The 25,328-nt window shown below is 37.1% G+C and carries 25 protein-coding genes; 9 read left to right on the forward strand and 16 right to left on the reverse strand.

The annotated features are described in order from the left end of the window. Positions 1–64: 64 nt before the first annotated feature. A complete protein-coding gene (locus tag ACIQZG_RS00115; protein ID WP_402753128.1) occupies positions 65–778 on the reverse strand; it encodes a YwaF family protein in 714 nt (237 codons plus the stop codon). 239 nt (positions 779–1,017) lie between these two features. Between ACIQZG_RS00115 and serC the strand changes: the two genes are divergently transcribed. Continuing rightward, positions 1,018–2,106 carry a 3-phosphoserine/phosphohydroxythreonine transaminase gene (gene serC / locus ACIQZG_RS00120; RefSeq protein WP_402753129.1) on the forward strand — a complete coding sequence of 363 codons (1,089 nt, stop codon included), beginning with the start codon at positions 1,018–1,020 and terminating at the stop codon, positions 2,104–2,106. A gap of 98 nt (positions 2,107–2,204) precedes the next feature. On the opposite strand, the gene ACIQZG_RS00125 is transcribed toward serC, so the two are convergent. From ACIQZG_RS00125 to ACIQZG_RS00140, 4 genes are all read right to left on the reverse strand, one after another. Next, positions 2,205–3,242: a DUF418 domain-containing protein gene (locus ACIQZG_RS00125; protein ID WP_402753130.1), complete on the reverse strand. Its 1,038-nt coding sequence runs from the start codon at positions 3,240–3,242 to the stop codon at positions 2,205–2,207. Positions 3,243–3,540: 298 nt separating this feature from the next. Then, positions 3,541–3,969 (reverse strand): Fur family transcriptional regulator, encoded by a 429-nt coding sequence (locus tag ACIQZG_RS00130; protein ID WP_402753131.1) that lies wholly within the window; start codon positions 3,967–3,969, stop codon positions 3,541–3,543. After that, positions 3,966–4,829, reverse strand: a complete 864-nt coding sequence (locus ACIQZG_RS00135; RefSeq protein ID WP_402753132.1) for a metal ABC transporter permease — start codon at positions 4,827–4,829, stop codon at positions 3,966–3,968. The genes ACIQZG_RS00130 and ACIQZG_RS00135 overlap by 4 nt, the downstream gene beginning before the upstream one ends. A gap of 14 nt (positions 4,830–4,843) precedes the next feature. Further along, the gene (locus tag ACIQZG_RS00140; RefSeq protein WP_402753133.1) at positions 4,844–5,590 is read right to left on the reverse strand and encodes a metal ABC transporter ATP-binding protein; all 747 of its coding nucleotides are present in this window, start codon (positions 5,588–5,590) and stop codon (positions 4,844–4,846) included. Positions 5,591–5,698: 108 nt separating this feature from the next. On the opposite strand from ACIQZG_RS00140, the gene ACIQZG_RS00145 reads away from it, so the two are divergent. Then, positions 5,699–5,935 (forward strand): endonuclease IV, encoded by a 237-nt coding sequence (locus ACIQZG_RS00145; protein ID WP_402753134.1) that lies wholly within the window; start codon positions 5,699–5,701, stop codon positions 5,933–5,935. 244 nt (positions 5,936–6,179) lie between these two features. Here the strand turns inward: ACIQZG_RS00145 and ACIQZG_RS00150 are convergent, their stop codons facing one another. The 3 genes from ACIQZG_RS00150 to ACIQZG_RS00160 all read right to left on the reverse strand — a co-directional run bounded on the left by ACIQZG_RS00150 (position 6,180) and on the right by ACIQZG_RS00160 (position 8,940). Beyond that, a complete protein-coding gene (locus ACIQZG_RS00150) occupies positions 6,180–7,073 on the reverse strand; it encodes a deoxyribonuclease IV (RefSeq protein ID WP_402753135.1) in 894 nt (297 codons plus the stop codon). Between the two features lie 12 nt (positions 7,074–7,085). After that, on the reverse strand, positions 7,086–8,387 hold the full coding sequence (locus ACIQZG_RS00155; RefSeq protein WP_402753136.1) for a DEAD/DEAH box helicase: 1,302 nt from the start codon (positions 8,385–8,387) through the stop codon (positions 7,086–7,088). Positions 8,388–8,613: 226 nt separating this feature from the next. Continuing rightward, a complete protein-coding gene (locus ACIQZG_RS00160; RefSeq protein ID WP_402753137.1) occupies positions 8,614–8,940 on the reverse strand; it encodes an antibiotic biosynthesis monooxygenase family protein in 327 nt (108 codons plus the stop codon). A 413-nt stretch (positions 8,941–9,353) separates the two neighbouring features. Here ACIQZG_RS00160 and vrrA point away from each other — a divergent pair, with 413 nt between their 5' ends. Both vrrA and ACIQZG_RS00170 read left to right on the forward strand, forming a co-directional pair. Beyond that, on the forward strand, positions 9,354–10,022 hold the full coding sequence (gene vrrA / locus ACIQZG_RS00165; RefSeq protein WP_402753138.1) for a VrrA/YqfQ family protein: 669 nt from the start codon (positions 9,354–9,356) through the stop codon (positions 10,020–10,022). Positions 10,023–10,234: 212 nt separating this feature from the next. After that, positions 10,235–11,206, forward strand: coding sequence for a 4-hydroxy-3-methylbut-2-enyl diphosphate reductase (locus ACIQZG_RS00170; protein WP_402753139.1), 972 nt, complete (start codon positions 10,235–10,237; stop codon positions 11,204–11,206). A 78-nt stretch (positions 11,207–11,284) separates the two neighbouring features. On the opposite strand, the gene ACIQZG_RS00175 is transcribed toward ACIQZG_RS00170, so the two are convergent. Both ACIQZG_RS00175 and ACIQZG_RS00180 read right to left on the reverse strand, forming a co-directional pair. Further along, complete coding sequence (locus ACIQZG_RS00175) at positions 11,285–11,986, reverse strand: response regulator (RefSeq protein ID WP_402753140.1); 702 nt, start codon at positions 11,984–11,986, stop codon at positions 11,285–11,287. 12 nt (positions 11,987–11,998) lie between these two features. After that, complete coding sequence (locus ACIQZG_RS00180; protein WP_402753585.1) at positions 11,999–13,576, reverse strand: ATP-binding protein; 1,578 nt, start codon at positions 13,574–13,576, stop codon at positions 11,999–12,001. 111 nt (positions 13,577–13,687) lie between these two features. Here ACIQZG_RS00180 and ACIQZG_RS00185 point away from each other — a divergent pair, with 111 nt between their 5' ends. The 5 genes from ACIQZG_RS00185 (at position 13,688) to ACIQZG_RS00205 (ending at position 19,496) form a co-directional block, all read left to right on the forward strand. Beyond that, positions 13,688–14,737, forward strand: coding sequence for a TRAP transporter substrate-binding protein (locus ACIQZG_RS00185; protein WP_402753141.1), 1,050 nt, complete (start codon positions 13,688–13,690; stop codon positions 14,735–14,737). A 267-nt stretch (positions 14,738–15,004) separates the two neighbouring features. Then, a complete protein-coding gene (locus ACIQZG_RS00190) occupies positions 15,005–16,267 on the forward strand; it encodes a dicarboxylate/amino acid:cation symporter (protein ID WP_402753142.1) in 1,263 nt (420 codons plus the stop codon). Between the two features lie 60 nt (positions 16,268–16,327). Beyond that, the gene (locus ACIQZG_RS00195) at positions 16,328–16,864 is read left to right on the forward strand and encodes a tubby C-terminal domain-like protein (protein WP_402753143.1); all 537 of its coding nucleotides are present in this window, start codon (positions 16,328–16,330) and stop codon (positions 16,862–16,864) included. Between the two features lie 53 nt (positions 16,865–16,917). Then, positions 16,918–17,115 (forward strand): YwbE family protein, encoded by a 198-nt coding sequence (locus ACIQZG_RS00200; RefSeq protein ID WP_402753144.1) that lies wholly within the window; start codon positions 16,918–16,920, stop codon positions 17,113–17,115. Between the two features lie 134 nt (positions 17,116–17,249). Continuing rightward, complete coding sequence (locus ACIQZG_RS00205; RefSeq protein WP_402753145.1) at positions 17,250–19,496, forward strand: S-layer homology domain-containing protein; 2,247 nt, start codon at positions 17,250–17,252, stop codon at positions 19,494–19,496. A gap of 20 nt (positions 19,497–19,516) precedes the next feature. Here the strand turns inward: ACIQZG_RS00205 and ACIQZG_RS00210 are convergent, their stop codons facing one another. The 6 genes from ACIQZG_RS00210 to ACIQZG_RS00235 all read right to left on the reverse strand — a co-directional run bounded on the left by ACIQZG_RS00210 (position 19,517) and on the right by ACIQZG_RS00235 (position 25,322). Further along, the gene (locus ACIQZG_RS00210; protein WP_402753146.1) at positions 19,517–19,759 is read right to left on the reverse strand and encodes a hypothetical protein; all 243 of its coding nucleotides are present in this window, start codon (positions 19,757–19,759) and stop codon (positions 19,517–19,519) included. Next, positions 19,756–21,672, reverse strand: a complete 1,917-nt coding sequence (gene thrS / locus ACIQZG_RS00215; protein WP_402753147.1) for a threonine--tRNA ligase — start codon at positions 21,670–21,672, stop codon at positions 19,756–19,758. The genes ACIQZG_RS00210 and thrS overlap by 4 nt, the downstream gene beginning before the upstream one ends. 389 nt (positions 21,673–22,061) lie before the next feature. Next, positions 22,062–22,634: a signal peptidase I gene (lepB, locus tag ACIQZG_RS00220; RefSeq protein ID WP_402753148.1), complete on the reverse strand. Its 573-nt coding sequence runs from the start codon at positions 22,632–22,634 to the stop codon at positions 22,062–22,064. A 443-nt stretch (positions 22,635–23,077) separates the two neighbouring features. Beyond that, on the reverse strand, positions 23,078–23,677 hold the full coding sequence (locus ACIQZG_RS00225) for an NADPH-dependent FMN reductase (protein ID WP_402753149.1): 600 nt from the start codon (positions 23,675–23,677) through the stop codon (positions 23,078–23,080). A gap of 770 nt (positions 23,678–24,447) precedes the next feature. Next, complete coding sequence (locus tag ACIQZG_RS00230) at positions 24,448–24,795, reverse strand: DoxX family protein (RefSeq protein WP_402753150.1); 348 nt, start codon at positions 24,793–24,795, stop codon at positions 24,448–24,450. A gap of 302 nt (positions 24,796–25,097) precedes the next feature. Beyond that, entirely contained in the window at positions 25,098–25,322 is a 225-nt protein-coding gene (locus ACIQZG_RS00235) for a hypothetical protein (RefSeq protein WP_402753151.1), read from the reverse strand. Positions 25,323–25,328: the final 6 nt, after the last annotated feature.

Genomic DNA, 25,328 nt, shown 5'->3' on the forward strand with positions numbered 1-25,328 from the left:
CACTTATTCCGTAGGTAAACCACTTGCTACCGAGTGTAATCAGCTCTGTAATAGCAAACTAGTATTATCGCCTTTTCCAGAGAATAACTGGCACTATAAGTATGATCCAAAACACGATGACAAGTCCAATAAAGCCAAATATATAATACTTTTCACCAACATATTGTTCAAGCAACATTAGTGGTGTCCCTTCAGCTGCTTTGTTGACGAACATAAAATTCGTATCCCACATACCATTCAAAACGTAAACAATTGGAACTGTGACACATAAAAATACAATCGGCTGCCATATTTTACGAATGGATAGCTGTAATTCTTTCGCCGCTAACATCGTCACAGGATACGCAAATAATAGTAGATGAAATAAAAAACTATGAACATGCAAATAGTTAAACGCTGACATATCCGTCCAATCTGGGGTTAACAGTGACATGAAGGCACCTGGCATCGTCAAACAATAGAGTAGCATATCCATACGATTACCTTTCAGAAACGCATGAGCCAATACGATGAAAATGCCCAAGCCGCAAAGGTGGAATGGTAACGAGCCATACCAAAATGCATCTTGCCCTACTAACACTAGATTTTTAATGCACTCAAGCATCAAAATAAGGAGTGCCCATATTACTCGAATTATTCTTCTTTTTTCAACATCCGATTTACTATAAATTCCATTAATACTATAAATAACAAATGCAGTAAATAGCAACCAACTTATGTGATACCAATCAAATAAACGAAAGCCATTTTCTAACGATTGTAGCATTTCTATTACCATACAAAACACCTCTTTCATTAAGAAAAAGATAAATGTTTTCCTATTCTCTATTTTATAAATCGCATGGTAATTGTGTGCATTGCTATCTGTTAAATGCGTAAATTTACTAGGTTGAATAACAATTTAGTTCATTTTAATGCTCTGTAAACAAAATATTACGAATTCTGTCTTTTCTTATTAGATTTAAGTTATAATTTCATATAAAGAGTTTTCATCAAACAAATAAGGAGTGTACAATTTTGACACAACGTGCATACAATTTTAACGCAGGCCCTTCTGCTCTTCCAGTAGAGGTATTAGAAAGCGCGCAACAACAACTAGTAAACTTCCGTGATTCTGGTATGTCTATTATGGAAATGAGTCATCGTAGCGCTATTTTCGACGAGGTACATAACGAAGCAATCACTCGCTTAAAAAAACTTTATGAAATTCCAGAAAACTATGAAGTGCTTTTCCTACAAGGTGGAGCAAGCCTTCAATTCACAATGATTCCTATGAATTTTTTACAAGCTGACAAAAAAGCTAGCTATGTGCTATCTGGATCTTGGTCAGAAAAAGCATTCAAAGAAGCTAAACTATTTGGAACTCCAGTAGAAGTTGCAAGCACAAAAGAAAATAAATACCGCAATATTCCTGCACTTGAAGATATCAAATTTAATGCAGATGATGCGTATGTACACATCACATCAAACAATACAATTTACGGTACACAGTGGACAAACTTCCCTGAAACAGGTGATGTACCGTTAGTTGCAGATATGTCTAGTGACATTCTTTCTAAGCCTGTGGATGTAAGCAAGTTTGGCATCATCTATGCAGGTGCACAAAAGAACCTTGGACCATCTGGTGTAACAGTAGTCATCATCCGTAAAGATCTACTAGAGAAAGAGAATACTAACATTCCTACTATGTTAAAATACACAACGCATGCTGATAGCAATTCTTTATACAACACACCTCCAACATTCGGTATTTATATGTTAGGTGAAGTATTGAAATGGGTTGAGTCAAAAGGCGGCGTAGAAGCAATTGCGAAGCACAACGAAGCAAAAGCAAAAGTGATTTACGATGCAATCGACAACAGCAATGGCTTCTATACTGGTCATGCAACTCCAGAGAGCCGTTCATTAATGAACATCACTTTCCGCGTTGCTGACGAAGAGCTTGAAAAACAATTCCTAGCTGAAGCAAAAGCAGCTGGCTTTGTCGGCTTAAACGGTCACCGTTCAGTTGGCGGCTGCCGTGCATCAACATACAACGCTGTACCATTAGAAGCTTGTGAAGCATTACGTGACTTCATGGTTGAATTCCAAAACAAACACCAATAACTATAAATAAAACGACGAACGATTAATGATTTTAATCGTCCGTCGTTTTTTACTCGAATAATATTTGCTATTAGTTCGACTCGTGCCCTACTCCATGTTTAAGCCGTTCTTTTTCCATATGTCATAAATCTCCATACTTTCTCTAATGGTCCCATCTTAAAAAATTTAAACCAAACAACACTAAAGATAATTTGGATACTAAATATTAAGATAGAAATAATGACTATGTTGTTCGGTGATACAACTTCAAGACCCATTAATGAAATAATGGCTAGTCCGATAAAACTTTGAGCCACATAATTAGTAAAAGCCATTTGACCAACACATGCAATTGGCTTAAGAAATTTTACGATTTGCTTATTTTCTAGAATTAGAAATAAACTTGTTAAATAAAAATATGTTGTTGGTATTAAACCTAAAGCAATGATCGAGTTCATATTTTGATTATCACCCTGAGCTGCAAACCAAATCCAAATAGAGAAACCGATGAAGAATGGGATTGTCCCCATTTGTATCCACTTTATTTGTTTAGTATATTCACTGATATGGCTAACCCAATCTGCTTTAGCTACTAGAAAACCTGATAAAAACATAATAAAGATCGCTATCGCATCATTTCCTAGAAAATTAATAACATTCGAAAATACTCCTGTATTCGGGACAAAAACTTGCAATAAAAGAGCAATGATATGGGCAGACACAATTCCACATAACCACTTACTAATTGTAGAGACTTTTGCGTGATAAAAAGGGACAAGGAATAAGCCAATGACTGCATATATTGCGAGAATTGAGCCCCAAAAGATAAAGACATGGACGATTCCAATTACTAAAAGAGATAATAAACGTCTTACAAATCGCCATCTAGGTTTGTCACCGCGACTTTCAGCACGTGAAGTGAATATATAAAAACCTACTCCAAATAGGAATGAAAAAATAGAAAAGAACTTTTTTTCTATAAGAATATCGATTAATGTATCGATAATACCGTTTATACCACTATAATCTGGGAGTGCCCCACCTTCAACTATAATTTGATAAGCCCCCACGTTAATAAACAATATTCCAAATAACGCTAGTCCTCGGATGATGTCTAAGGAAATAATTCTTTCTTTTTGAGTGATTGATTCATTCATTCTTTCATTCTCCTTATAATATTTATTCAACAACTTTATTACCATAGTAACTCTCAACTCTTACAACAGTTTAATTTAAACCTTACATAAACCTTAAAGATACAACACCAAATCAGAATGAGTAAGCTACATCAGCTTATTTCCCCTCATCTATCCCTCAATTGAAAAATATAGACGAAAAAATACAATCCGTATAATTAGCTTTCTAACTCGTATTTAATTGTCTAGAATACCTTCTAAAAGCCCAACTAAACATAAAACCGCCTCATTCCTATGCAGGGAATGAGGCGGCTTACTATTATTCAGATAGGATTTCTAGTTTACATTTCGGACATTTCCCATAAATCTCAAATTTATGGTTTTCAATTTCATAATCAGGTAATTTTTCACCGAGCATTTCCATTGGGCAAATATTGAGCTCTTTGACATTACCACAATCCATACAAATGAAGTGATGATGGTGATGCTCCGATTCACAGTGCATACGGAAATTACGTTCTCCTGATAATTCAGTTTCTTCTAAAATCCCTAGCTTCACGAATGTTGAGAGATTCCGATAAATCGTATCAAAACTCATACCAGGAAAATCTTTTTTTAGCACTTGAAGTAAATCACGAGCGGTTAAATATTTATCTGTTTCAGCAAACATGTCTAAAATCAACTCACGTTTATCTGTTTTTTTATAGCCGTTTTCTTTTAAAATTTCCCACGCTCTTGAAATATTCACAGTGCTCCCTCTCCTTGTTTCGCAGACATTTTTAACGCCATTTTCTTACCTAAAATCACTAGTAATAATATAAGTATCGAAGTAACTACAATCGTACCACCTGGTGCTAAATCTAAATAAAAAGCACTAACTAAGCCAATCAATACAGCTGTTTCTCCAAAGACAATCGAATAGATGATTGTTTGTTTAAAGCCTTTAGCTAATCGCATTGCTGCAGCTACCGGTAAAGTCATTAGGGATGATACTAGTAAAATACCAACAATACGCATACTTGCCGCAATCACGAGTGCCGTTACAATCATGAATAGTAAGTGAACCCAGCGTGCTGGTAAACCACTTGCCTTTGCATATTCCTCGTCAAACGATAGTACAAACAGTTCTTTAAAGAACAAGAATAAAAAGGCCACAACGACGATAGCGATTGCCAAAACAACATATAAATCTTGACGTGATACTGCTGATACCGAACCAAATAAATAACTCATTAGATCGGTACTAAAACCGCTTGCTAGCGAAATAAAAATCGCACTAATACCAATACCACCTGACATAATAATCGGAATCGCCAGCTCTTCGTAATGCTTATATAGACGACGCAAGCGCTCGATTAAAATCGATCCACTGACAGATGCAAATATTCCTAGATAAATAGGATTGAGTAACGCAAATACTGCTACTGACTGGCTTAAATACAAGCTCCCTGCAATACCTGCTAATGTAACATGTGATAGCGCATCTGCGATTAGGGAAAGCCTGCGGACAACGATAAATACTCCTAAAAGTGGTGCGATGATGCCAATAATTAGCCCGGAGAAAAAGGCGTTTTGTAAAAATTCATAGTTAAAAATTGCTTCAATCATTATGCCTTCTCCTTTTAGTGAATCTTCCTCACAGAATGACCATACCAAGCTTCTAGTGCATCCTGTGAAATATTATCAAAGTCATTTTTATAGCCGTGGAAGTGAATTGTTTGGTTCAGACATGCCACATGACTAATACGGTTCGACACTGTATCCACATCATGCGTGACAAGAATCATTGTAATTCCCTGTTCCCGATTCAATTTCACCAGCATATCATAAAATGACTGTACATTCTCATGATCGATTCCAACTGTCGGTTCATCTAAAATAAGCAGCTTCGGCTCGCTTATTAATGCACGAGCGATAAATACTCGCTGTTGCTGACCACCAGAAAGCTCACCGATATTTCGTTCCATAAAGGCATCCATACCAACAGCTTTTAAAGCTGTTCTCACTTTTTCATTCACATCTCGTGCTGGTCGCTTAAATAGCCCTAATTTTTTCGTTAAACCACTTTTTACAACCTCTTGTACAGTAGCTGGAAAACCCGAGTTAAAGGCATTGGATTTTTGTGAAACATAACCAATCCACTCACGATGCTTAAAGCTAGCGCTAGGCTCACCAAATAATTTAATTTCTCCAGACATAGGTTTAAGCAAACCTAAAATTATTTTTAATAGTGTTGATTTCCCAGAGCCATTCGGACCTAGTAACGCTAGAAAATCTCCTTCTTCCACTTGAAAAGAAATGTTTTTCAATACGTGTGTATAGTCATATTGAAATGACACATTTTCAATTTCAATTAATGGTGTCTTCATGTTTTTACAGCTTCTTTCTAATTCAGAATCATTACGATTTACAAAGATTGAGTATAAATGAAAGTATGGCATTTGTAAAGAATATACGACTAAAAAGGAGGCTTCGCAATGAGTATTCAATTTTTACAGCAGTTAGCACAAAGTACGGATAAGGAAATTGTGGCATTTGCACGGGCCGAGGGCTTTGAAATTAGCACATCTGAAGTGAAAAAACTCCGACCTTATTTAGAGAAATTTTCGTTTTCTTGGCTATTTGTAGGGATTCCTAAGGACATTCTTGTAGAGGTCGAAGCAGTTTTAGGAAGAAAACGTTCCCGACAACTAATAGCACTCTTTACAAAATAATATAGTAGCTTTCCAATTAGTTTGCTAACCATCAGTAAGGGTGAAAACACAGACTGATGGTTGTTTTGCTTTAAAGTGTAATGATATGTTGTAGTGGTTGCTGGATTGGCTAGTTGAATGCTGGTATTCTTGCTATGAGCGCTGAATGACATCATAACCGCAGTATTATCTTACTTTCTACTATTAGAATATAAAAAACAGCCTGAAAATCAGTTCACTACTGATATCAGGCTGTTTTATTTACTTAGCCACGTAATGCATCAATAAGTTCAGGTTTGAACTCTCCACTACGCAGCATATCAATTTCGTATTTATATGGAGCTGATTTTGATTTGGCATCGCTGTTTAGTGCAACAAATGGTGTTTCTAAAATTTTAGGTACATCCATTAATTGTGGATGATGCACAATCTGATGTAACGCATCAAAACCAATATGGCCAAAGCCGATATTTTCATGACGGTCTTTTCCTGCACCTCGTACGTTTTTAGAATCATTGATGTGCAATACTTTAATGCGATCAATACCGATAATTTTATCGAATTCGTTTAAAACGCCATCGAAATCTTCTACGATATTATAACCAGCATCATGTGTATGACATGTATCAAAACATACAGAAAGACGCTCATTATTTGTTACACCATCTATAATTTTAGCAAGTTCATCAAATGATCGACCACATTCAGTTCCCTTTCCTGCCATCGTCTCTAAAGCGATTTGCACGGGGAAATCTTGTGATAATACTTCATTTAAGCCTTCAATAATTTTAGCGATTCCGGCATCTGCACCTGCGCCTACGTGTGCACCTGGATGTAACACAATTTGTGTAGCTTCAAGCGCAGCTGTACGCTCGATTTCAGACTGTAGGAAATCCACACCGAGACGGAATGTTTCCGGCTTTTCTGTATTCGCTATATTTATAATATACGGTGCATGTACAACGATATTAGACATGCCGTTTTCTTTCATATGCAGTAAGCCGTTCATAATATTAAGTTCAGAAATCGGCTTACGTCGTGTATTTTGAGGAGCACCGGTATAAATCATAAAGGTATTAGCACCGTAAGAAAGAGCTTCCTTACTAGAACCAAGCAACATCTCCTTGCCACTCATAGAAACATGTGAGCCAAGTAACATCTAAACCCCTCCTTATTTTTTACCGCGAGCTTTTAAGCGACGTTCACGTTTCTTAATTTTTTCCATTTCCCATTTCATGTTACGTTTGTAACCTGGTTTTACTTTCTTAGGCTTACGCACCATTGATTTGGCTTTGGCATCTATTTCATTTTCTTGCTTGACGCGGTTTTTACGGGCATGACGTTCTTTCAGTTCTGTCCATTCACCGTCTTTTACATCTTTTTGTACAAAAGGAATACCCATTTTTTCGACACGTGCTAATGCATCCTCATCAGATGGCTCGAATAATGTAATCGCAGTTCCTTTATTTCCAGCACGCGCTGTACGGCCAACACGGTGGATAAAGAACTCCAAATCTTCCGGAATTTCGTAGTTAATAACATGAGAAATCCCTTGAATATCGATTCCACGAGCAGCAAGATCAGTTGCTACGATATATTGATAATCTAAATCGCGAATTTGCTTCATCATACGGCTACGTTCACGAGGCGCTAAGTCACCGTGAATTTGTCCACAACGAATACCATTTTCCGTTAAATAGCCCGCTACGTGCTCAGCTGTTTTACGTGTATTCGTAAAGATAACCGCTAAGAATGGATTGATGCCTTCAATAACTTCTAGTAAACGCTTGTTGCGTGATTTTGAACGAATCGGTACTAATACAAAATCAATACCTTCTGCTACAGGGCGTTTATCGTTCATATGCACGTGAACTGGCGCTTCCATATACTTTTTCAAGAATGGTTGCAAACGTTCTGGAATTGTTGCTGAAAATACGTACATTTCAAGCTTATCCGGCATATGTGAAGCAAAACCGTCGATGTCTTCAATGAAGCCCATGTCGAAAGCTAAATCCGCTTCATCCACAATTAAAATTGGTGCAGTATGCACAAATAACGCTTGCTCTTTCACAAGATCACGAATACGTCCTGGCGTACCAACAACGATTTGCGGTTGCGATTTTAATTTATCAATTGAGCGTTGTTTGTCCGTACCCCCAATGAATAACTTCGCTTGAATATCCGTTCCTTCTATTAACTGACTTAACGCATCAAAAATTTGTTGCGCTAACTCACGTGTTGGTGATGTGATAACAGCTTGTACCTCCTGTTTTGACACATCAACACGTTGCACAATTGGAATTAGGAAACTATGTGTTTTCCCTGTACCTGTGTGTGCTTGGCCAATTGCACTTTTCCCTTTAAGGATAAGTGGAATAATCTCTTTTTGAATTGGCGTTGGTTCTGTGAAGCCTAATTTTGCAATTGCGTCCTGCAAAAATGGCTGAAAATTATAATCAGTATATTTTGACATAATTCGTACCTCCTAACATCTTACCTATTGTACCATGAATCGTATATTTAAGTATGTTTACGTTCGATAAACACTAATAATTATTATAATATACTTTTTATCCTTAACAAACTTACTTCAAATAGCGATTTAATGCAATGAAAAAGAGTATTTGGACAAATTATATCCCAATACCATAAAAACTATCCATTACTGAGTAGTCTAGTAAAATTTATATAATGCATTCTTACATTTCAAAAACATGGTCTCGTTCTACTTTACATACGCGTAAGGAGTATCGACTGTACCATTCCTCCTGCCCACGTTGTTGAGCGATTTGATGTGCAGCATTCGCTTTCCAAGCAGCGATATCTTCAATTGTCTCCCAATAAGACACAGTAATCCCCAAATCTGAATCTCTCGCACTTTCAGCTCCTAAAAAACCTTTTTGTTGCTTTGCTAATTCATCCATCTTTGACGCCATTACACCATATCCATTGTCACCATCAGTACGCTCCGATGCAAAAATAACCGCATAATAAGGTACCGGAAACGCTTTAGCAATATTACTCATCACTTTCACAACTCCCTTTATATGTAGAAAATACATTTACCTTTAATAACAATACCAAAAAACGGATAGTAATTGTTTAAGCAATTAACTGGGCAACTTTAATTACCATGACATGTTTAATGAACCACTTGAATGGTCGAAGGAACTTTACAGGACATTACAACATAAAATAAAAGATACATCAATCACATGTTTTGGCGACTTGAAAGAAAAAATCCCACTTAAAACTACGTGTTGAAAATTGGTTTTAAGTGAGGTGTATCACCATGTATAGCTAGGTATTCAAACGGAAAAGTGTATATTTCAAATGATTTGTTTCATTGTGTTTGCAGAACGCTAACATATGCATCTGCATATCATATTTATAATCAAGACTGTCGTGAATGACAAACTTACGACGAAAGGAGAACAACATGGTATTTCGACAAAATAATCCGTTTCAAATGTATCCCGGAGCAATGCGTATGCCGATGCAAATGCCGATGCAAATGCCCATGCAGATGCCGATGCAAATGCCACCACAAATGCCGATGTCACCACAATCTTTTATGCCTCCTGGTAGATTTCCTTTCCAACCACGAATCCCAAGTGGCTTACAAATGCCCGGTGGTTTAGGCGCTATGGCTGGACAAATGCCCGGTGGTTTAGGCGCTATGAGTGGGCAAATGCCCGGCGGCTTAGGCGCTATGGGTGGGCAGATACCCAACGCTTTAGGCGCTATGGGCGGGCAAATACCCGGTGCTGCAGTAGCTGCAGGGGCAGCAGTACAACCACCATCAAAAATCGCATCATTTTTGCAATCAGCCGATAGCTTATTTAACTCTGCTAAAACGTACACCCCTTATATTCAACAAGCGATGCCAATGATGAAAAACATCCCATCTCTCTTTAAATTATACAAAGGATTCCAAGGGCTCCCCGCTGCTGGTGCAGGAGCAGGGGCCGCCGCTGTAGCTGCTGATGCAGGAGCCAGTGATAGTCCAAGACCACGAAGCAGCAATCGTTCATCCACTCCAAACACGTCATCGATACCGCGAGACCCCGTCCCTTCAAAACCACGTATTTTCCAACCACCTATGTAAGTTAATGAATCCCGTTACTTCTACAAGTAACGGGATAACTACAATTCTCAGACTACCTTCAGAAGTCACTTAGTAGAACTAAGATTAATAACTACATATTGTTGTCAAAAGCATAATTTAAAAACGCCAAGCGTAATTGACTGAACGTTTCTTTGTATTCATGGTGCCTGTCCGTTATAATGATGGTACGTAAGCTTGAAAGGAGTCACAACATGCAAGTACTAAAAATTAATCCACGTGGCTATTGTTACGGCGTTGTTGATGCGATGGTTATTGCACGCAATGCTGCACTTGATAAATCTTTACCAAGACCTATCTATATTTTAGGAATGATTGTACACAACAAACATGTCACAGATGCCTTTGAGGAAGATGGAATCATTACATTAGACGGTGAAAACCGCTTAGAAATTATCGAACAAGTTGAAGAGGGTACGGTCATTTTCACAGCCCATGGTGTTTCACCTGAAATTCGTGAAATTGCCAAACGTAAAGGCTTAGTATCCATTGATGCGACTTGCCCTGACGTTACAGTGACTCATGATTTAATTGCAGAAAAATCAGCAGAAGGCTACGATATTATTTATATCGGAAAAAAAGGACATCCTGAACCAGAAGGTGCGATTGGCGTTGCGCCAGATCACGTCCATTTAGTACAATCTTCAGCAGATATCGATGCCTTAGACTTAAAGAATGATAAATTACTTGTAACGAACCAGACTACTATGAGTCAGTGGGACGTTGCCCATTTAATGGATAGTTTAAAAGAGAAGTTCCCACAAATAGAAGTGCATAAAGAGATTTGCTTAGCAACGCAAGTACGACAAGAAGCAGTTGCCAAACAAGCCGGTGAAGCTGATTTATTGATTGTTGTTGGTGATCCAAAATCAAACAACTCCAATCGTTTAACACAAGTGTCCGTTGAAGTTGCTGGCACACCTTCTTACCGAATCGCAGACGTATCGGAACTTAAAACTGAGTGGTTAAAAGGAATTGAAACAGTCGCTGTTACAGCTGGTGCTTCAACACCAACCCCGATTGTTAAAGAAGTTATTTCGTTCTTAGAGCAATTCGATGAAAATGATGAATCCACATATGTTATCAATCGTACGGTAACACTGGACAAAATCTTACCGAAAATCAAAGCACCTAAACCTGTTGAAAAAATCATGCCTTACAAATAGCCTCGAAGGTTAGAAGATTGCATATAACATTATGACTAAAAAATCCTGATTGTCCGTTAACGGCCATCAGGATTTTTCTTATTTACTAAAATAATAATTTACTGGACGCCCTATTCCACCATAATGCACATCCATCGTAATTTCCGCTTGTTTCTCCAAATAATCTAAATATCGTCTTGCAGTCACACGGGCTATGCCCACACCACTGGCCACTTCTTCTGCTGAAGCACCTTCCACTGACTGTAGATAATGAACAACTTTTTCAAGCGTAGCTCGATTAAAACCCTTCGGTAAATCCTTAAGTTGCTTGGTCGCTGTTTCTTGATTAGCCTTAACATGCGCATCATGATAATGAAATAACTGATCAAGCTCAACTTGTGTCAGTTGTTGCTCCTTTTGCATACGCCTCTTAAAGCGCGCATAGTTTTCAAGTGTCCCCTGCACACGTTCAAACGAAAAAGGCTTCATAATATAATCAAATACACCAAGATGTAAAATTTCCTGCACCGTTTTCATATCATTCGCTGCAGTAACTGTAATGACATCGACTGGCAACTTCAGCTCTCGTATTTTATGCAAGCTCATGATCCCATCTTGTTCTGGCATAAAAATGTCCATAAACACTAAATCTGGTTTCAGAATACCGATTTGCGCTAAACCATCTACGCCATTTGAGGCCTGTCCTACCACTTCAAAACCCGCTACCTTTTCGATAAATAGCCGATTGACCTCTCGCACCATTGGATCATCTTCTATTAATAAGACTCGTAAATGTTCCACCGTCTGACTCCTTTACAAATAGAATGTAAGTAAAAAGCTTGTCCCTTTATTCGGCTCACTAATCACTTCTATGTCACCATGCCCTTTATTCACGATTTCTTTTATTAAATACAGCCCAATACCCCGATTTTTTTTATCTTTTGTAGAATAGCCGTTACTAAAAATACGCGACTTAACATCCTCACTCATACCAATGCCATTATCTGATACTAAAATAGCGAGGACATCATCGTCCTCGTCTACCGATACATGTACTACTTTTTCTTCAATCGGCATATCGCGCAGTGCATCAAAGGCATTTTCGATTAAATTTCCAAACAAAATTACAAAATCATGATGATCCAAATTGACTGGAAACGTTGTGAGACGACTCGCTCGGTCAATTTCAAGCGTAATCCCCTGCTCCTTCGCATAAGAGATTTTACTAAGTAATAGCCCTGAAATATTTTCATTTTTAATACGTTCATTTAAGAAGTTTGTAACTTCATCATGCTCTTCCTTCACTTGTGTTAAATAAGTTAGTGCCTGCTCATGATGTCCCAGTTGTAATAACCCTGCAATTGTATGTAACTTATTTTTATGTTCATGTGTTTGTACACGCAGTGCCTGTACAAACGCTTTAACGCCGGTTAATTCCTCAGCTAACTTTTTCACTTCAGTACGGTCCTTAAACATTGCAACAGCACCAACGGTTTCACCATTTACTTCAATTGGAATTCGATTGCTCATAATGCTATGTGCATTGATATACAACTCTCGGTTATAAATTGGCTGATCAAGCTCTAATATTTCTGGCAAACGCGTATCTGGCAATACATCAGAGATTTTCTTACCGATGAGCGTTGAAGGACGCTCTGTTACGCATAAAATCTCACATGCTTTTTCATTAAAAATCGTAATCTTAAGATCTTTATCAATCGCAATAATTCCTTCATGCATAGCGTTAAATGTTTCTGTGCGTTCCACATACATTTTTGCAATTTCATGTGGCTCTAACCCAAACATTTGCTTCTTCATATGGCGCCCTAACGTATTAGCACCCCATGCACTAAATAGTAATGACAGTAAGATTGTTATCAACATTTCTTTTTGAATGGACTTCAGTAACTCACCTATAGTCAATACATTATAGCCCGCAACTACGACACCTATTTGCTTACCGTGTTCCCCCATAACTGGCACAAAAGCTCGCACCATATCCCCTTGGTCTCCACGCGCAATCGATGTGTAATAATGCTCAGAAAATGCAGCATTTAGGTCTCCCGATTGTGAAGTCTCGCCAATCTCTGCGGTATTAGGATGCGAATATTTCCGTCGTTCCATATCCAGCACCACGATATACTGTGCCCCGTTTATATCGCGGATTTCATCGACTACAGGATTGATGTGTCTTGTTGCCAAATCAAAATTATCATTCGAAATATATGCTTTTACTTCAGGTAATTGCGATACAGTTTTAGCAACTAGCAATGCCTGATCACTTAGTTTTTCTTTTTGATCATTGATCACAAAACCTAACAAGAACGTTCCACCGATACTGAAAGAGAAAATGAGGATAAAAAAAGTAAGAGACATGATTTTCCCCTTCATCGTTAACTTCTGAAATTTCAAAATCACAGCCTCCCTCTTACTATATTTTAACGCACTTCATATGTTAGAATAACAAAAACAAAAGAAATTACTAACAATTGGGTGTGAAAAATGAAAAAATTTATTATTGGCTCAATATTATCTGTACTCTTACTGACAATTGGTATTGGTATTCAGCAAGGTCTATTATTTGCAAAACCACTCCCCTACGACGACGAACAAAAAGGATTAGATACACAGATTACGATCCATTTAAGTCATGTCGTAGCGGAAAATACACCAAAAGGGCTCGCCGCAAATAAATTCGCTGAGCTTGTCGAAGAAAAAACAGACGGTGAAGTAAAGGTACATGTCTATCCAAATGCCTCATTTTACAATGACGAAAATGAATTTAAAGCATTACAAAATGGTGATGTCGAAATGATCATCCCCACCTTTTCCAAAATGACTACATATTTACCTAAATGGCAAGTGCTCGATTTACCTTACTTATTTAATACAGATGAAGAAGTACACGATGTACTTACAGGGTCTATCGGTGAACAATTGCTAGCGGAACTAGAACCTTATCAAGTAAAGGGGCTTGGCTTTTGGCATAATGGTTTCAAGCATTTAACATCAGCTGATTTACCAATTCACACTTTTGAAAATTTACAAGGTTTACGTGTACGTACGATGCCTAGTAAAACACTTGAAAAACAATTTGAAACGGTCGGTGCAATACCAGTACCTATATCTTTTAGTGAGGTTTTTAGCGACTTAGAAAAACATGCCATAGAGGCACAAGAAAATACTGCTTCTAATATTTACTCGAAGGGCTTCTATAAGGTTCAGCAACATATGACGTTAACGAAGCATGGAATCTTAGGTTATTCTGTTTTAATGAACGAAAAATTTTGGCAATCACTTCCTTCAAAGATTCAAAAACAAATTACAGAAGCTATGAAGGAAACGACAGACTGGCAATTTGAGCAAGCTGTGTTAATGAATGAAAAAGATTTACGTAAGCTACAGCAATTAGATAACTTTGAAATTTATAAGATGAGTGCAAAGGAACGTGCTCGCTTTAAAGAAAAATTAGTACCAGTTTATGATTATTACTACGCAAATGTTGATGATGAAAAAATATTAGAACAAATTCAAAAAATTGTTTCACCTTAAAAACTTTTGGCATTTATGATAAAATCCTCACCTCGTGTGAGGATTTTTTCTTTTGTACTATAACAAAGACTCAACTAAACCTCCTTTTATAAAACAACCCTAAACCATTGGTATAAATGGTTTTATCGATTACTCAATCAAAAATGAACAAAATGAACAATAGAACCTTTTCGGCCAAAAATACTATTGTTGGAAAATTTCCGTTATCCTGTTCACATGAAAGCGTTCACAAATATATAATCAAACTCATTTAAAGGGGAGAATTTTATGCGCATCAATTTTAAAAATTTAACTGTACAAGTGCTCATCGCTATCGTGCTTGGTATCATTGTCGGCGCTATGTTCCCTGAATTCGGAGCAAGCCTAAAAATATTAGCTGATATTTTCATTAAATTAATCAAAATGTTAATTGCTCCTATTATCTTTTTAACCGTTGTAATCGGGATTGGTAGTATGGGAGATGTTAAAAAGGTTGGTAAAATCGGGGGCAAAGCATTAATCTATTTCGAAATTGTCTCTACTTTTGCACTTGCAATCGGCTTACTCGTTGTTAATATTGTGAAACCTGGAGAAGGCTTCGATACGGGTGCTGCAAATGGTGCAGATGTGTCTCAATATACACAACAAGCTGCTGAGGCAGAGCATGGTTTTGGTGCGTTTATTATGCAAATCATCCCCGATAACGTTGTTGGTGCACTAGCAAATGGTGAACTATTACCGGTATTATTTTCTGCCATATTATTCGGTATAGCTGCAGCTGCTATTGGTGAACCAGCCAAACCTGTCATAAGATTTTTCGAACAAGTAGCAGATATATTCTTCAAGATTGTCAATATGGTCATGAAAGTTTCCCCAATCGGTGCATTTGGGGCGATGAGTTATACAATCGGAAACTTTGGCTTAAAATCACTAGGTAACTTAGGTTTCTTAATGTTATCCGTTTATATTACAATGTTTATTTTCATCGTGTTCATTATCGGTACAATTACCCGAATGTTCGGCTTTAAAATTTCATCGTTTATTAAGTATATTAAAGATGAGATTTTCATTGTCATAGGGACATCTTCATCTGAATCTGCGCTGCCTTCTATGATGCGTAAATTAGAAAACTATGGTTGCTCGAAACAAGTTGTCGGTCTAGTTGTTCCTACAGGATATTCTTTTAATTTAGATGGTACGTCGATTTACTTATCAATGGCAGCCATTTTCATCGCTCAAGCATACGGTGTTGACTTAGATATTTGGCAACAAATCACTTTACTTGCGATTTTGATGCTGACATCTAAAGGAGCTGCCGGTGTAACGGGCTCAGGATTCATCACGCTTGCTGCAACAATTGCTGCATTCCCAATGATTCCTGTCGAAGGGATTGCGTTACTAATTGGTGTTGACCGCTTCATGTCAGAGGCGCGAGCCGTGACAAACTTAATCGGTAATGGTGTAGCGACTGTTGTTGTTTCTAAAATGGAAAACGAGTTCGACACTGAGCAAGAAAAACGTGCACTTGCGGGTGAAGCCACAGTAAACTAAAAATAGTGAAACCTCCAGTCTACCTTACTCGTATAGAATAAGTAGATTGGAGGTTTTTTATTGGCTACTTTTACACTTACATATCCTAAATTACTGGACAAATTTTCAAATATTCCAATTCTAAATGAACAAAACCAGGCTGTTTGCGTGTTGCAAAAAGTTGAACGTTCATCAATTGGTAAGATATTCAACACTGCGTTACTTATTGCTACACAAGATTCGCTGCCACAACGCTATGAAACACGGACGACACTAGGTGACCCACTTTTTCAAGTGCAATCTACACTACTTACGAAGGGGGCTAGTCATCTACTAATAATGCCAGATGGAACAACCATACCGATTCAGCGAAAAACCGTTCAATTATTAGAGTCCTCTTATTCTTTTACAATGGACGATTTCATTTTTCGTTTTGAAAAAGATTTTACTTCCACAGCATTTTTGTATTGTAATGACAATAAAATTGCCAGTGCATGCTTGGTTCAAGATGGCCTTCAACAACAAGGCATCACCTATAAGCTATTTGAATCTGATGACACCCTTTTCGTTGGATTACTAGCAGCACTTTACCAATCGCTGTTTGCTTTTAAGAACTAACTTCATTTTTGTGCTATAATACAAATCATTCTAATAGATGTGAGGCATTTAATATGAACGGACAAAATCGAAAAGATATTCACCCAGGTCTTGAGGTCAACATCATTCTAAAAAAAGACCAACGCACAGGCATCAAAACTCGTGGCGTCGTCAAAGATTTACTGACAAATTCGGCTCGCCATCCACACGGCATTAAAGTTCGCCTTACAGATGGACAAGTTGGTCGTGTTTGTGAAATTTTACAGAAATAACACTTTTGGCCACCTCAAAATAGAGGTGGCTTTTTTATACTCCCACCATTTCCTATACTTCCAATAATTACACCATGTAAATTCTCCTAAAATCAAGTAGTATTTACCTGATACATAGAGAGGAGAAAATTTTTTTGTATAAGTCATCTAAGATATTCATTATTATTTTGCTTTTAATTTCGAGCCAATTGTTATTTCCAAATAATAAAGCAGAAGGAAGAACACTTTTTCCAGATATAACGAACTACCGTAATGAAATTGTTTTTCTTGCTGACAGTGGCGTTATAAATGGGTATCAAAATGGAAATTTCGGGCCAAATGATTCAATAAAACGACTTCAAGCCGTCCAAATGATTATCCGAGAATTGGGGATTCGTACTGGGGATGCTCCCAACCCCAAGTTCAAAGATGTACACCCTGGGAGCTATGGATATAACGAAATTGCTAAAGCAGCGCAACTTGGCATTATTTCCGGTAAAAGCGACGGGACATTTGATCCATTCGGTCAACTAACTAGAGGGCAGATGGCCATTATTCTCGTAAATGCTTATAAATTAAAAGGCACATACCACTCCAATTTTAAAGATGTTAGTGCTAAGGATATGAGACTTCCATATATCCAAACATTAGCTGCCCACAACATCACTACTGGTTATGCTGACGGTACTTTTCGTCCAAATACAACATTAACAAGAGCACATTTTGCTGCATTCATGGCTCGTCTTCTAAACGAAGATTTCAAACCAAATGGTATGTCTACACTAAGCACAGAGAAACTTGCCAATAGTGCACAAAGTGTTGTTGGAATTGAACTGTATGATGAAAATGATGAGCTCATTTCACTAGGAAGTGGATTTATTGTAGCCAATCAATTAATCGCAACTAGCTTTCATGTGATTAGCGGAGGGGCTAGCGCTATTGCCATTACAGAAAGTGGAGAAGAGATAAAACTTGAAGGCGTAGTAGCTTACGATGACTACTTAGATATAGCCCTCCTCAAGCCAACAAAAAAATTAGGCTATCCATCCTTACCACTGACTAACTTTAATTCCGTGAAGACTGGCGAAAAAGTAGTATCAATGAGCAGTGGATTTGGTGTGGAGAATACCATTTCAACTGGTATCATATCAGGAACTCAGATTCTGGAAGACGAGTTTGGTGATGTAAAAACAATACAAACTACAGCTACAATTACTGATGATAGCTCGGGCGGTCCGCTGATTAATAACAAAGGCTTTGTCCTGGGAATTAAAACATTTGACTTTGAAGGAATTAATTTCGCCATTTCATCTGATTATGTCATTGAATATATGGAAGATTATAAGCACCTAAACTTTAACAAGATTCAAACAGAAAAATTTATCGACATGCCTGTTTTTGAATTTGACGATGAGGAAGACTGGGATGATGAAACTCTAGGAGTCAAACCTCCGAAGCCAATTGATCTAGAGCCACTCAAAGGAACAAAACAAACGCTCTCCGATCAATTCATTGATGCAGTACATGACCCAGAATTCCCAGTTGTCTATGGTATTAATAGATACGGTGAACTGATCTCTATTAACCACGAGACAAAAAACATCAAAAAAATACCATTCAATCTTCCTGCGGAAAAAATCTTTTATCAGAATGGTGAGCTTTACATTACCTTATTAAAAGGTGAACATAGCTCCTCCTGGCAGGAAGAGACACAAGAAGGAGCCGTTGCCATCGTAGATCCTTCTACATTGAAAATAAAAAAGGTATTTGATATTAACATCGATCCTTATGGTGTAGTTGCAGATGATCATTATTTTTACGTTTCATCAGGTTCTGGACAATGGACGTTTATAAAGAGCTTTAGTAAAGAAACTGGCCTTGAAGTATCGTCACAACTTATTAGACAAGAAAGTGCTCTTGTCCTTCATCCGAACAAAGATAGAATTTACGCTGTTGACTCTGATATTAGCCCACGAGATATAGAAGTATTCCCTATTAATAATGGTGTTTTAGCAAAAGGGTATGATTCTCCATATCATGGAGATTACGATCTTTCAACAACTATGACAATTACTCCTGATGGCAAATATATCTTTAACTATGCGGGCACAATATTCGTCTCAAGTCGATTACAATCAACGAATATGCATTTTGTTACTGATTTAAACACAAAGTTTACTGCTATCACCTTTAATAACGACTTATCGCAATTTTATCTAGCCATTGCGAAAAGAATTTATGTATACGACTATGAAAGCTTTACCCCAACGAAAACATATAGTATAGACGGTGAAGGTTATTTTCTCTTTAACTATAAAGACCATTTAGTTGTTGTAGGTAAAGAGAAATCAGCGACTACAGGTATAGCTAATACATTTATTTTGAAAGCAACGATGCCATAAAACTATGGACAATTGATTGTTTACACAATGTTAAAATAATGAGCTGTCCAAAAATTATTAAAAATAACTGAAACTAAAAAAGCAGATCGAGAAACGTTTTGTTTTTGAACCGCCCCGTAAAAGTTAGAATGATGTCTAACTTTTACGGTCAGTTCATTAACAATCTGTTTCATTAAAGTTAGATGGGTATTAATACCTTGAATTACTATCCATATAATTTCTGAAAAATCAGGACATTCATCATTTATCCTTTCGATAATCAAAGGTTTTTCTGACTAATTTCTTCTCTTAACTCCTCGATAAATTGTTCTAAAGGCATTTCAAATAAAGTTTGTTGGCCATATTTTCGAATCGACACACTTTGGCTGTCCCGTTCTTTATCCCCCAGCACTAAAATATATGGTATTTTTTTCATCTGCGCTTCTCGGATTTTATAGCCCATCTTTTCATTTCGATCATCATTTTCTACTCGAATATGTGCTTGTTGTAAAGAAGTCATAACGTGTTGAACATATTCATGATGAGGATTATTGGATACGCCAATTACCTTAACTTGAATTGGTGCTAACCATGTTGGGAAAGCCCCGCTAAAATGCTCGATTAAAATCCCTAAGAAGCGATCGATGGAGCCAAATACCGCTCGATGAATAACAACCGGTCGTACTTTTTCATTTTGCTCATTAATATATGTTAAATCGAATTTTTCCGGAAGTTGGAAATCCAATTGTACTGTTGCACATTGATGACTTCGTTTAATTGCGTCTTTAATATGAATATCGATCTTCGGTCCATAAAATGCCCCATCCCCTTCATTAATCTTGTAAGGGTACCCCAAAGTGTTCAGCACGTTTTCTAAAGCTGATTCTGCTTTATTCCACAACTCAAGTGACCCCATAAAATCATCTGGACGAGTCGATAATTCTATTTCATAGTCAAACCCAAACACTTGATATACATGGTCTATAATCTTCAAAGCGAGCACAATTTCATCTTCTATTTGCTGCGGTGTCACAAAAATATGCGCATCATCTTGGCAAAACGTACGAACACGCAGAAGTCCATTCAATGCACCGCTAAACTCATGTCGGTGTACCTGACCAAACTCCGCCATTCTAATCGGTAAATCTCTGTAAGAATGCAGCTCATTTTTGAACATCAACATATGTCCTGGACAGTTCATTGGCTTCAATGCAAAACGTTGCTCGTCTACCTGCGTAAAATACATATTGTCCTTGTAATGGTCCCAATGCCCTGATTGCTCCCACAAGCGCTGGTTCATCATTAGCGGTGTCCGAACTTCTTTATAGTCATATTTAGTTTGAAGGTTACGCAAAAATGATTCCAACTCATTACGAATGATCTGGCCGTTTGCTAAATAAAACGGCATACCCGGTGCTTCTTCTGAAAACATAAATAAGTCAAGCTCTTTTCCTAACTTACGATGATTACGTTTTTCCGCTTCCTCTAAGAAAATAAAATAATCCTGCAACTCTTCTTTCGTTGCAAATGCCACACCATAAATTCGCTGAAGCATTTGATTATTACTGTCCCCTCGCCAATAAGCCCCCGAGACATGCATTAATTTAAAATGCTGTAACTTGCTTGTAGATGGTACATGTGGACCTCGACATAAATCATAGAAGTCTCCTTGCTCATACACAGTCACGATTTCATTTTCAGGTATATCTTCAAGCAGTTCAAGCTTTAATGGATCATGAGAAAATAACTGTTTCGCCTCTTGACGTGATACTTCTTTTCGAATAATTTGTATATTTTCTTGAGCGATTTTCTTCATAATCTTTTCAATTTGTTGTAAATCACTTTGAGAAAGCGAGTGTTCTAATTCAATGTCATAATAAAATCCATTGTCAATGACTGGCCCTACTCCAAATTGAGCATTTGGATACAGTCGTTTTAAGGCCTGCGCTAAAAGATGAGCTGTAGAATGTCGAATAACCTCTATTCCTTCCCTAGTGCTAGCATCAAATAGTGAGATTTGTGCATCTTCGAATAACGGGCGCGTCAAATCAACAAAGGTTCCGTTTATACTTCCAACAATCGCTTTTTTACGTAAGCTAGGACTGATTGTTTGTGCAATATCGGTTAGTGTTACACCTTTTACATATACTTGTTGTTTTCCATTCGGCAACTGAATGCTGATTTCTTGATTTGACATGTTCTAATCTCCTTTTTTATAAAATAAAAAAACACATATCCGCCCCAAAAAGGGACGAGTATGTGTTGATTACCCGTGGTTCCACCCAAATTCTCACTAGATGAACTAATGACTCATTGACTATGCTATAACGTGGCATAAAACGGTGCAAGTTTCCAAGCACGGCTCAAAGGTAGTAAGTCATGAAGCAGCATTAGGAAGCTCCCAGCCTAGGCCTCCCTCTCTATCAATCGTTCATCAAAACTCATGTCCTTATCATTGCAGATAAAAATTCTTTTTGAAATTGATACTCACTATAACGAATCAAAAAACTTTTGTCAATATCTTCTAAGTATTTAACTTTTTTGATGATGAACCTATTTTTAATAAAAATCACCAAAAATCCTGCTTTATTTGTCCTTAATTCCACCTAGATTCTGAAAAGGCCAAATCACAAAGTCGGCTGTTCCTAATACTTTATTTTCATCGATAAAACCTACAGCAGATTCTCGGCTATCGATACTGTTTCGACGATTATCACCTAATACAAAAAAGTGTCCTTCCGGTACTGTCATTTCACCTAATTGCTCTTCTAAAGTGAAATCATACGTAAAATCACCTGTATCAACCAAAGCTTCTTTGAATGTTGCTAAATACGGCTCTTCGTAAGCATCTCCATTTACGAATAACACATCATCTTTATAAGTAATGTTATCACCTGGTAAACCAATAATACGTTTAATGTAATGTTTATTTTCTGCAACCTCAAATACAACTACATCAAAGCGCTTGTAATCAGCTATTTTTGGTCCGATTTTATTGACGATTACTTTATCTCCATCTTCAAACGTCGGCATCATGGAAGCACCATCTACCATCACAGGGCTAAATATGAAATAGCGCATTCCCATTGCAAATATTGCTGCAATCCCCACTGCTTTTAGCCATTCCCATAATTCGTTCTTCTCTTTTTTCTGCACCAAATTCACCACTCCTATTTCGTATGTAATGATTGACTATATTAATACTAATAATAGAATATACGATTTAAAATGAATAAGGTTTCTTAAAACAATCAATTTTAACAATATTTACAATCTTTTACTTCAACTAAATTATTTGCTTCCCTTATGTAATCTCTATACAGTACTCTTCTAAAAAAACTAATAAAATGTCGAAATGGATTCCTCAAAACTATGTCAAATAACCAAATAGAAAACCATTACAACCAACAACCCATTTTCTCCGAGTTTTTTACTTTCTATTGTCTTTTCAATAACTTTATTCTCTTCCTTGTTGTCATTATCACTGTCCGATAATACTCCTCTTTTCTCACATTTACCTTGCGAGGATACTACTTCATTAATAATTTTTACATAAAAAAAGGCAATATATGCAGTGTCTATACATATATTGCCATATATATTTAGCGAATTGTTTTTAATGCTGTTGACCAAGGAATCACTTGATCTAACATTTGATTTACTGAATCTGCTTGCACTTCTTTTGGTTTGAAATCTGTGCCGTTCTCGAAGTCTGTAAATAATGACAATGCAGGATGTACACGAACATCCGCTACTAATAATTCACCAAGAATACCACGTAAATGCTCAGCAGCTCTTGCCCCACCAACTGAACCATATGATACGATACCAGCAGCTTTGTTGTTCCATTCTTCGCGTAAGTAATCTAATGCATTTTTAAGTGCGCCTGTAATTGAATGATTATATTCTTGCACAATAAATACGAAACCGTCACATGCTGCTACTCTTTTTGACCACTCAGCTGCACCAGAAGCATCTCCACCTGGCTCGCCTAATAGTGGTAATTTAAAATCTGCAATATCAATAATTTCATATTCAGCGTCACCGCGTTTATCAGCTATTTCCTTAACCCATTGACCGACTTGCGGACTTACTCGACCTTCACGTGTACTTCCTAAAATAATACCGATTTTTAACATTTTATTTCCTCCTAATTGTTCTTCGTTCGTATTCGAACCGAATAGTTTTTTAAAAAAGCTCATTTTTTTTACCTCTTCCTCTTTTCAACATGCTACACGTTTAGGAATACACCTTAAAAGTGAATCCTCCTCGTTATGCATATTAATACCATGCACATCTTTTTATTAAAATATTCTTTTTTAAGATATTATCTCGAAATCGAGATAATAGTTAAAAAATTTAGCATGTAGCGACTGCAGTTCACTCTCCATGCTATTATTTGTTTCAATGAAACAAGAAAAAGAATTCACATAAGCATTGAATATTATCTTGAATTCGAGATAAATTTAACACATTATCAATATTGTTGTCAATTAATTAAGACTCCAAATACAAAAAAATATGATCATAAAAATGTATCTACACCAAAATCTGTACAAGATTTTGGATACTACTACCGAAAATGTATCTTGTTGAAAGCCTATTAAAGCATTTACCCCAAAAAACGCAGTACTAAACACTAGATACAATAGTCTATGACGTGCTATTGCTCCAATCAATAAGTTCATAGATGTGTTAAAACAACAGTCCTGTTGATTAGGACCTTCCAATAAAAATTTTCTGTATGAATAATGACACTTTTATAGATTGTAGTAGAGGGCTACTCGACTCCCACGGGAAAAGCGAGACAGGCGAGCAACTCGGAGGAAGCGGCTCGATCCTCGCCCGTAGGTAAGCGATTAGCCGTAGCGGAAATGACCATCTTTCATTCATTACAACATAAAAATAAGCCACAACTTTACATCATGGCTTATTTTATAATTTTGTTTACTTCTATATTTCTATCAATGTATTAACCAGTAGCAATGACCAGTAAAATAATTGCCAGTATTCCTAGTACAGCAATCGGTAGTGTATCTTTCAAACTATCCTTCACACGGATATGTGTGATAACACCGCCAAAACCTGTCGCTACAATAAGCCAGGCACCAGCTAATAGCGCTGTATATTGCCAAAAACCAACAATCAGTAACACAGCAGCCGCTGTTTCTACAAGTCCCGTCACTCCTCGGAACCATTGCGGGAGCCGCCAATGATTGAAATTATTTTTATGCATGTCAGTCCCAATTAATTTACCTAGTCCAGCCATTAAAAATACTATCGCAAGTAACCCTTGTAAAAACCAACCGAAATTCTCCATATCTAATCCCTCCTTATCCATTAAAGATAATAGGCATTTTTGAATCTACTGATCTTTTCAGTTGTGTTAAATGTATTGCCTCAATTATTTTATTTATCTCTACGTGCTATTTGTACTGCCAAATGTATGGTTTGTTCTTCAATTTCTTCATACACTACTCAAATAATGTTAGATTCATGATTGCCTATAACAGTATATGAATTTCCATTAGCTCTTGCTTACTCGGTATGTATTATTTTTTGAATTTGTTCATACCCCAAAACTAAAAATGGCTGTGACAATCGCTTGTCACAGCCCCCTTTTTATTGTTTACAATCAAATTTATAGCTTGTGGATAGGAAGCTTTTTTCCTTTGAGACTATTGCCTCGCCGCCATCCTGCTCACACTGTTGCGTCATTTCATCGACTCTTTTGTCGTTCATATTATTGGTCATCAGTGTCATCCCTATGCCGAACACAGCAATCATCAGACCGATAACAAGCCATAGTTTACCGGCAGCGTTGCCAGCAGGTCTTGCATTTCCCACACAAAT

Origin of the sequence: Lysinibacillus sp. NPDC096418, from assembly GCF_044762775.1 — a bacterium.
Lineage (GTDB): Bacteria > Bacillota > Bacilli > Bacillales_A > Planococcaceae > Lysinibacillus.

Bases quoted from the DNA above. Each gene is read 5' to 3' on its own strand.
- ACIQZG_RS00160 (WP_402753137.1), bottom strand. From the start codon at position 8,940: ATGAGTAATATTGCTAAAGCGTTTCCGGTACCTTATTATGCGGTTATT.
- ACIQZG_RS00190 (WP_402753142.1), top strand. From the start codon at position 15,005: ATGCGCATCAATTTTAAAAATTTAACTGTACAAGTGCTCATCGCTATC.
- thrS (WP_402753147.1), bottom strand. From the start codon at position 21,672: ATGTCAAATCAAGAAATCAGCATTCAGTTGCCGAATGGAAAACAACAA.
- ACIQZG_RS00185 (WP_402753141.1), top strand. From the start codon at position 13,688: ATGAAAAAATTTATTATTGGCTCAATATTATCTGTACTCTTACTGACA.
- ACIQZG_RS00135 (WP_402753132.1), bottom strand. From the start codon at position 4,829: ATGATTGAAGCAATTTTTAACTATGAATTTTTACAAAACGCCTTTTTC.
- ACIQZG_RS00145 (WP_402753134.1), top strand. From the start codon at position 5,699: ATGAGTATTCAATTTTTACAGCAGTTAGCACAAAGTACGGATAAGGAA.
- vrrA (WP_402753138.1), top strand. From the start codon at position 9,354: ATGGTATTTCGACAAAATAATCCGTTTCAAATGTATCCCGGAGCAATG.
- ACIQZG_RS00150 (WP_402753135.1), bottom strand. From the start codon at position 7,073: ATGTTACTTGGCTCACATGTTTCTATGAGTGGCAAGGAGATGTTGCTT.
- ACIQZG_RS00230 (WP_402753150.1), bottom strand. From the start codon at position 24,795: ATGGAGAATTTCGGTTGGTTTTTACAAGGGTTACTTGCGATAGTATTT.
- ACIQZG_RS00180 (WP_402753585.1), bottom strand. From the start codon at position 13,576: ATGAAGGGGAAAATCATGTCTCTTACTTTTTTTATCCTCATTTTCTCT.
- ACIQZG_RS00115 (WP_402753128.1), bottom strand. From the start codon at position 778: ATGGTAATAGAAATGCTACAATCGTTAGAAAATGGCTTTCGTTTATTT.
- ACIQZG_RS00140 (WP_402753133.1), bottom strand. From the start codon at position 5,590: ATGAAGACACCATTAATTGAAATTGAAAATGTGTCATTTCAATATGAC.
- ACIQZG_RS00125 (WP_402753130.1), bottom strand. From the start codon at position 3,242: ATGAATGAATCAATCACTCAAAAAGAAAGAATTATTTCCTTAGACATC.
- ACIQZG_RS00225 (WP_402753149.1), bottom strand. From the start codon at position 23,677: ATGAGCTTTTTTAAAAAACTATTCGGTTCGAATACGAACGAAGAACAA.
- ACIQZG_RS00170 (WP_402753139.1), top strand. From the start codon at position 10,235: ATGCAAGTACTAAAAATTAATCCACGTGGCTATTGTTACGGCGTTGTT.
- ACIQZG_RS00155 (WP_402753136.1), bottom strand. From the start codon at position 8,387: ATGTCAAAATATACTGATTATAATTTTCAGCCATTTTTGCAGGACGCA.
- ACIQZG_RS00200 (WP_402753144.1), top strand. From the start codon at position 16,918: ATGAACGGACAAAATCGAAAAGATATTCACCCAGGTCTTGAGGTCAAC.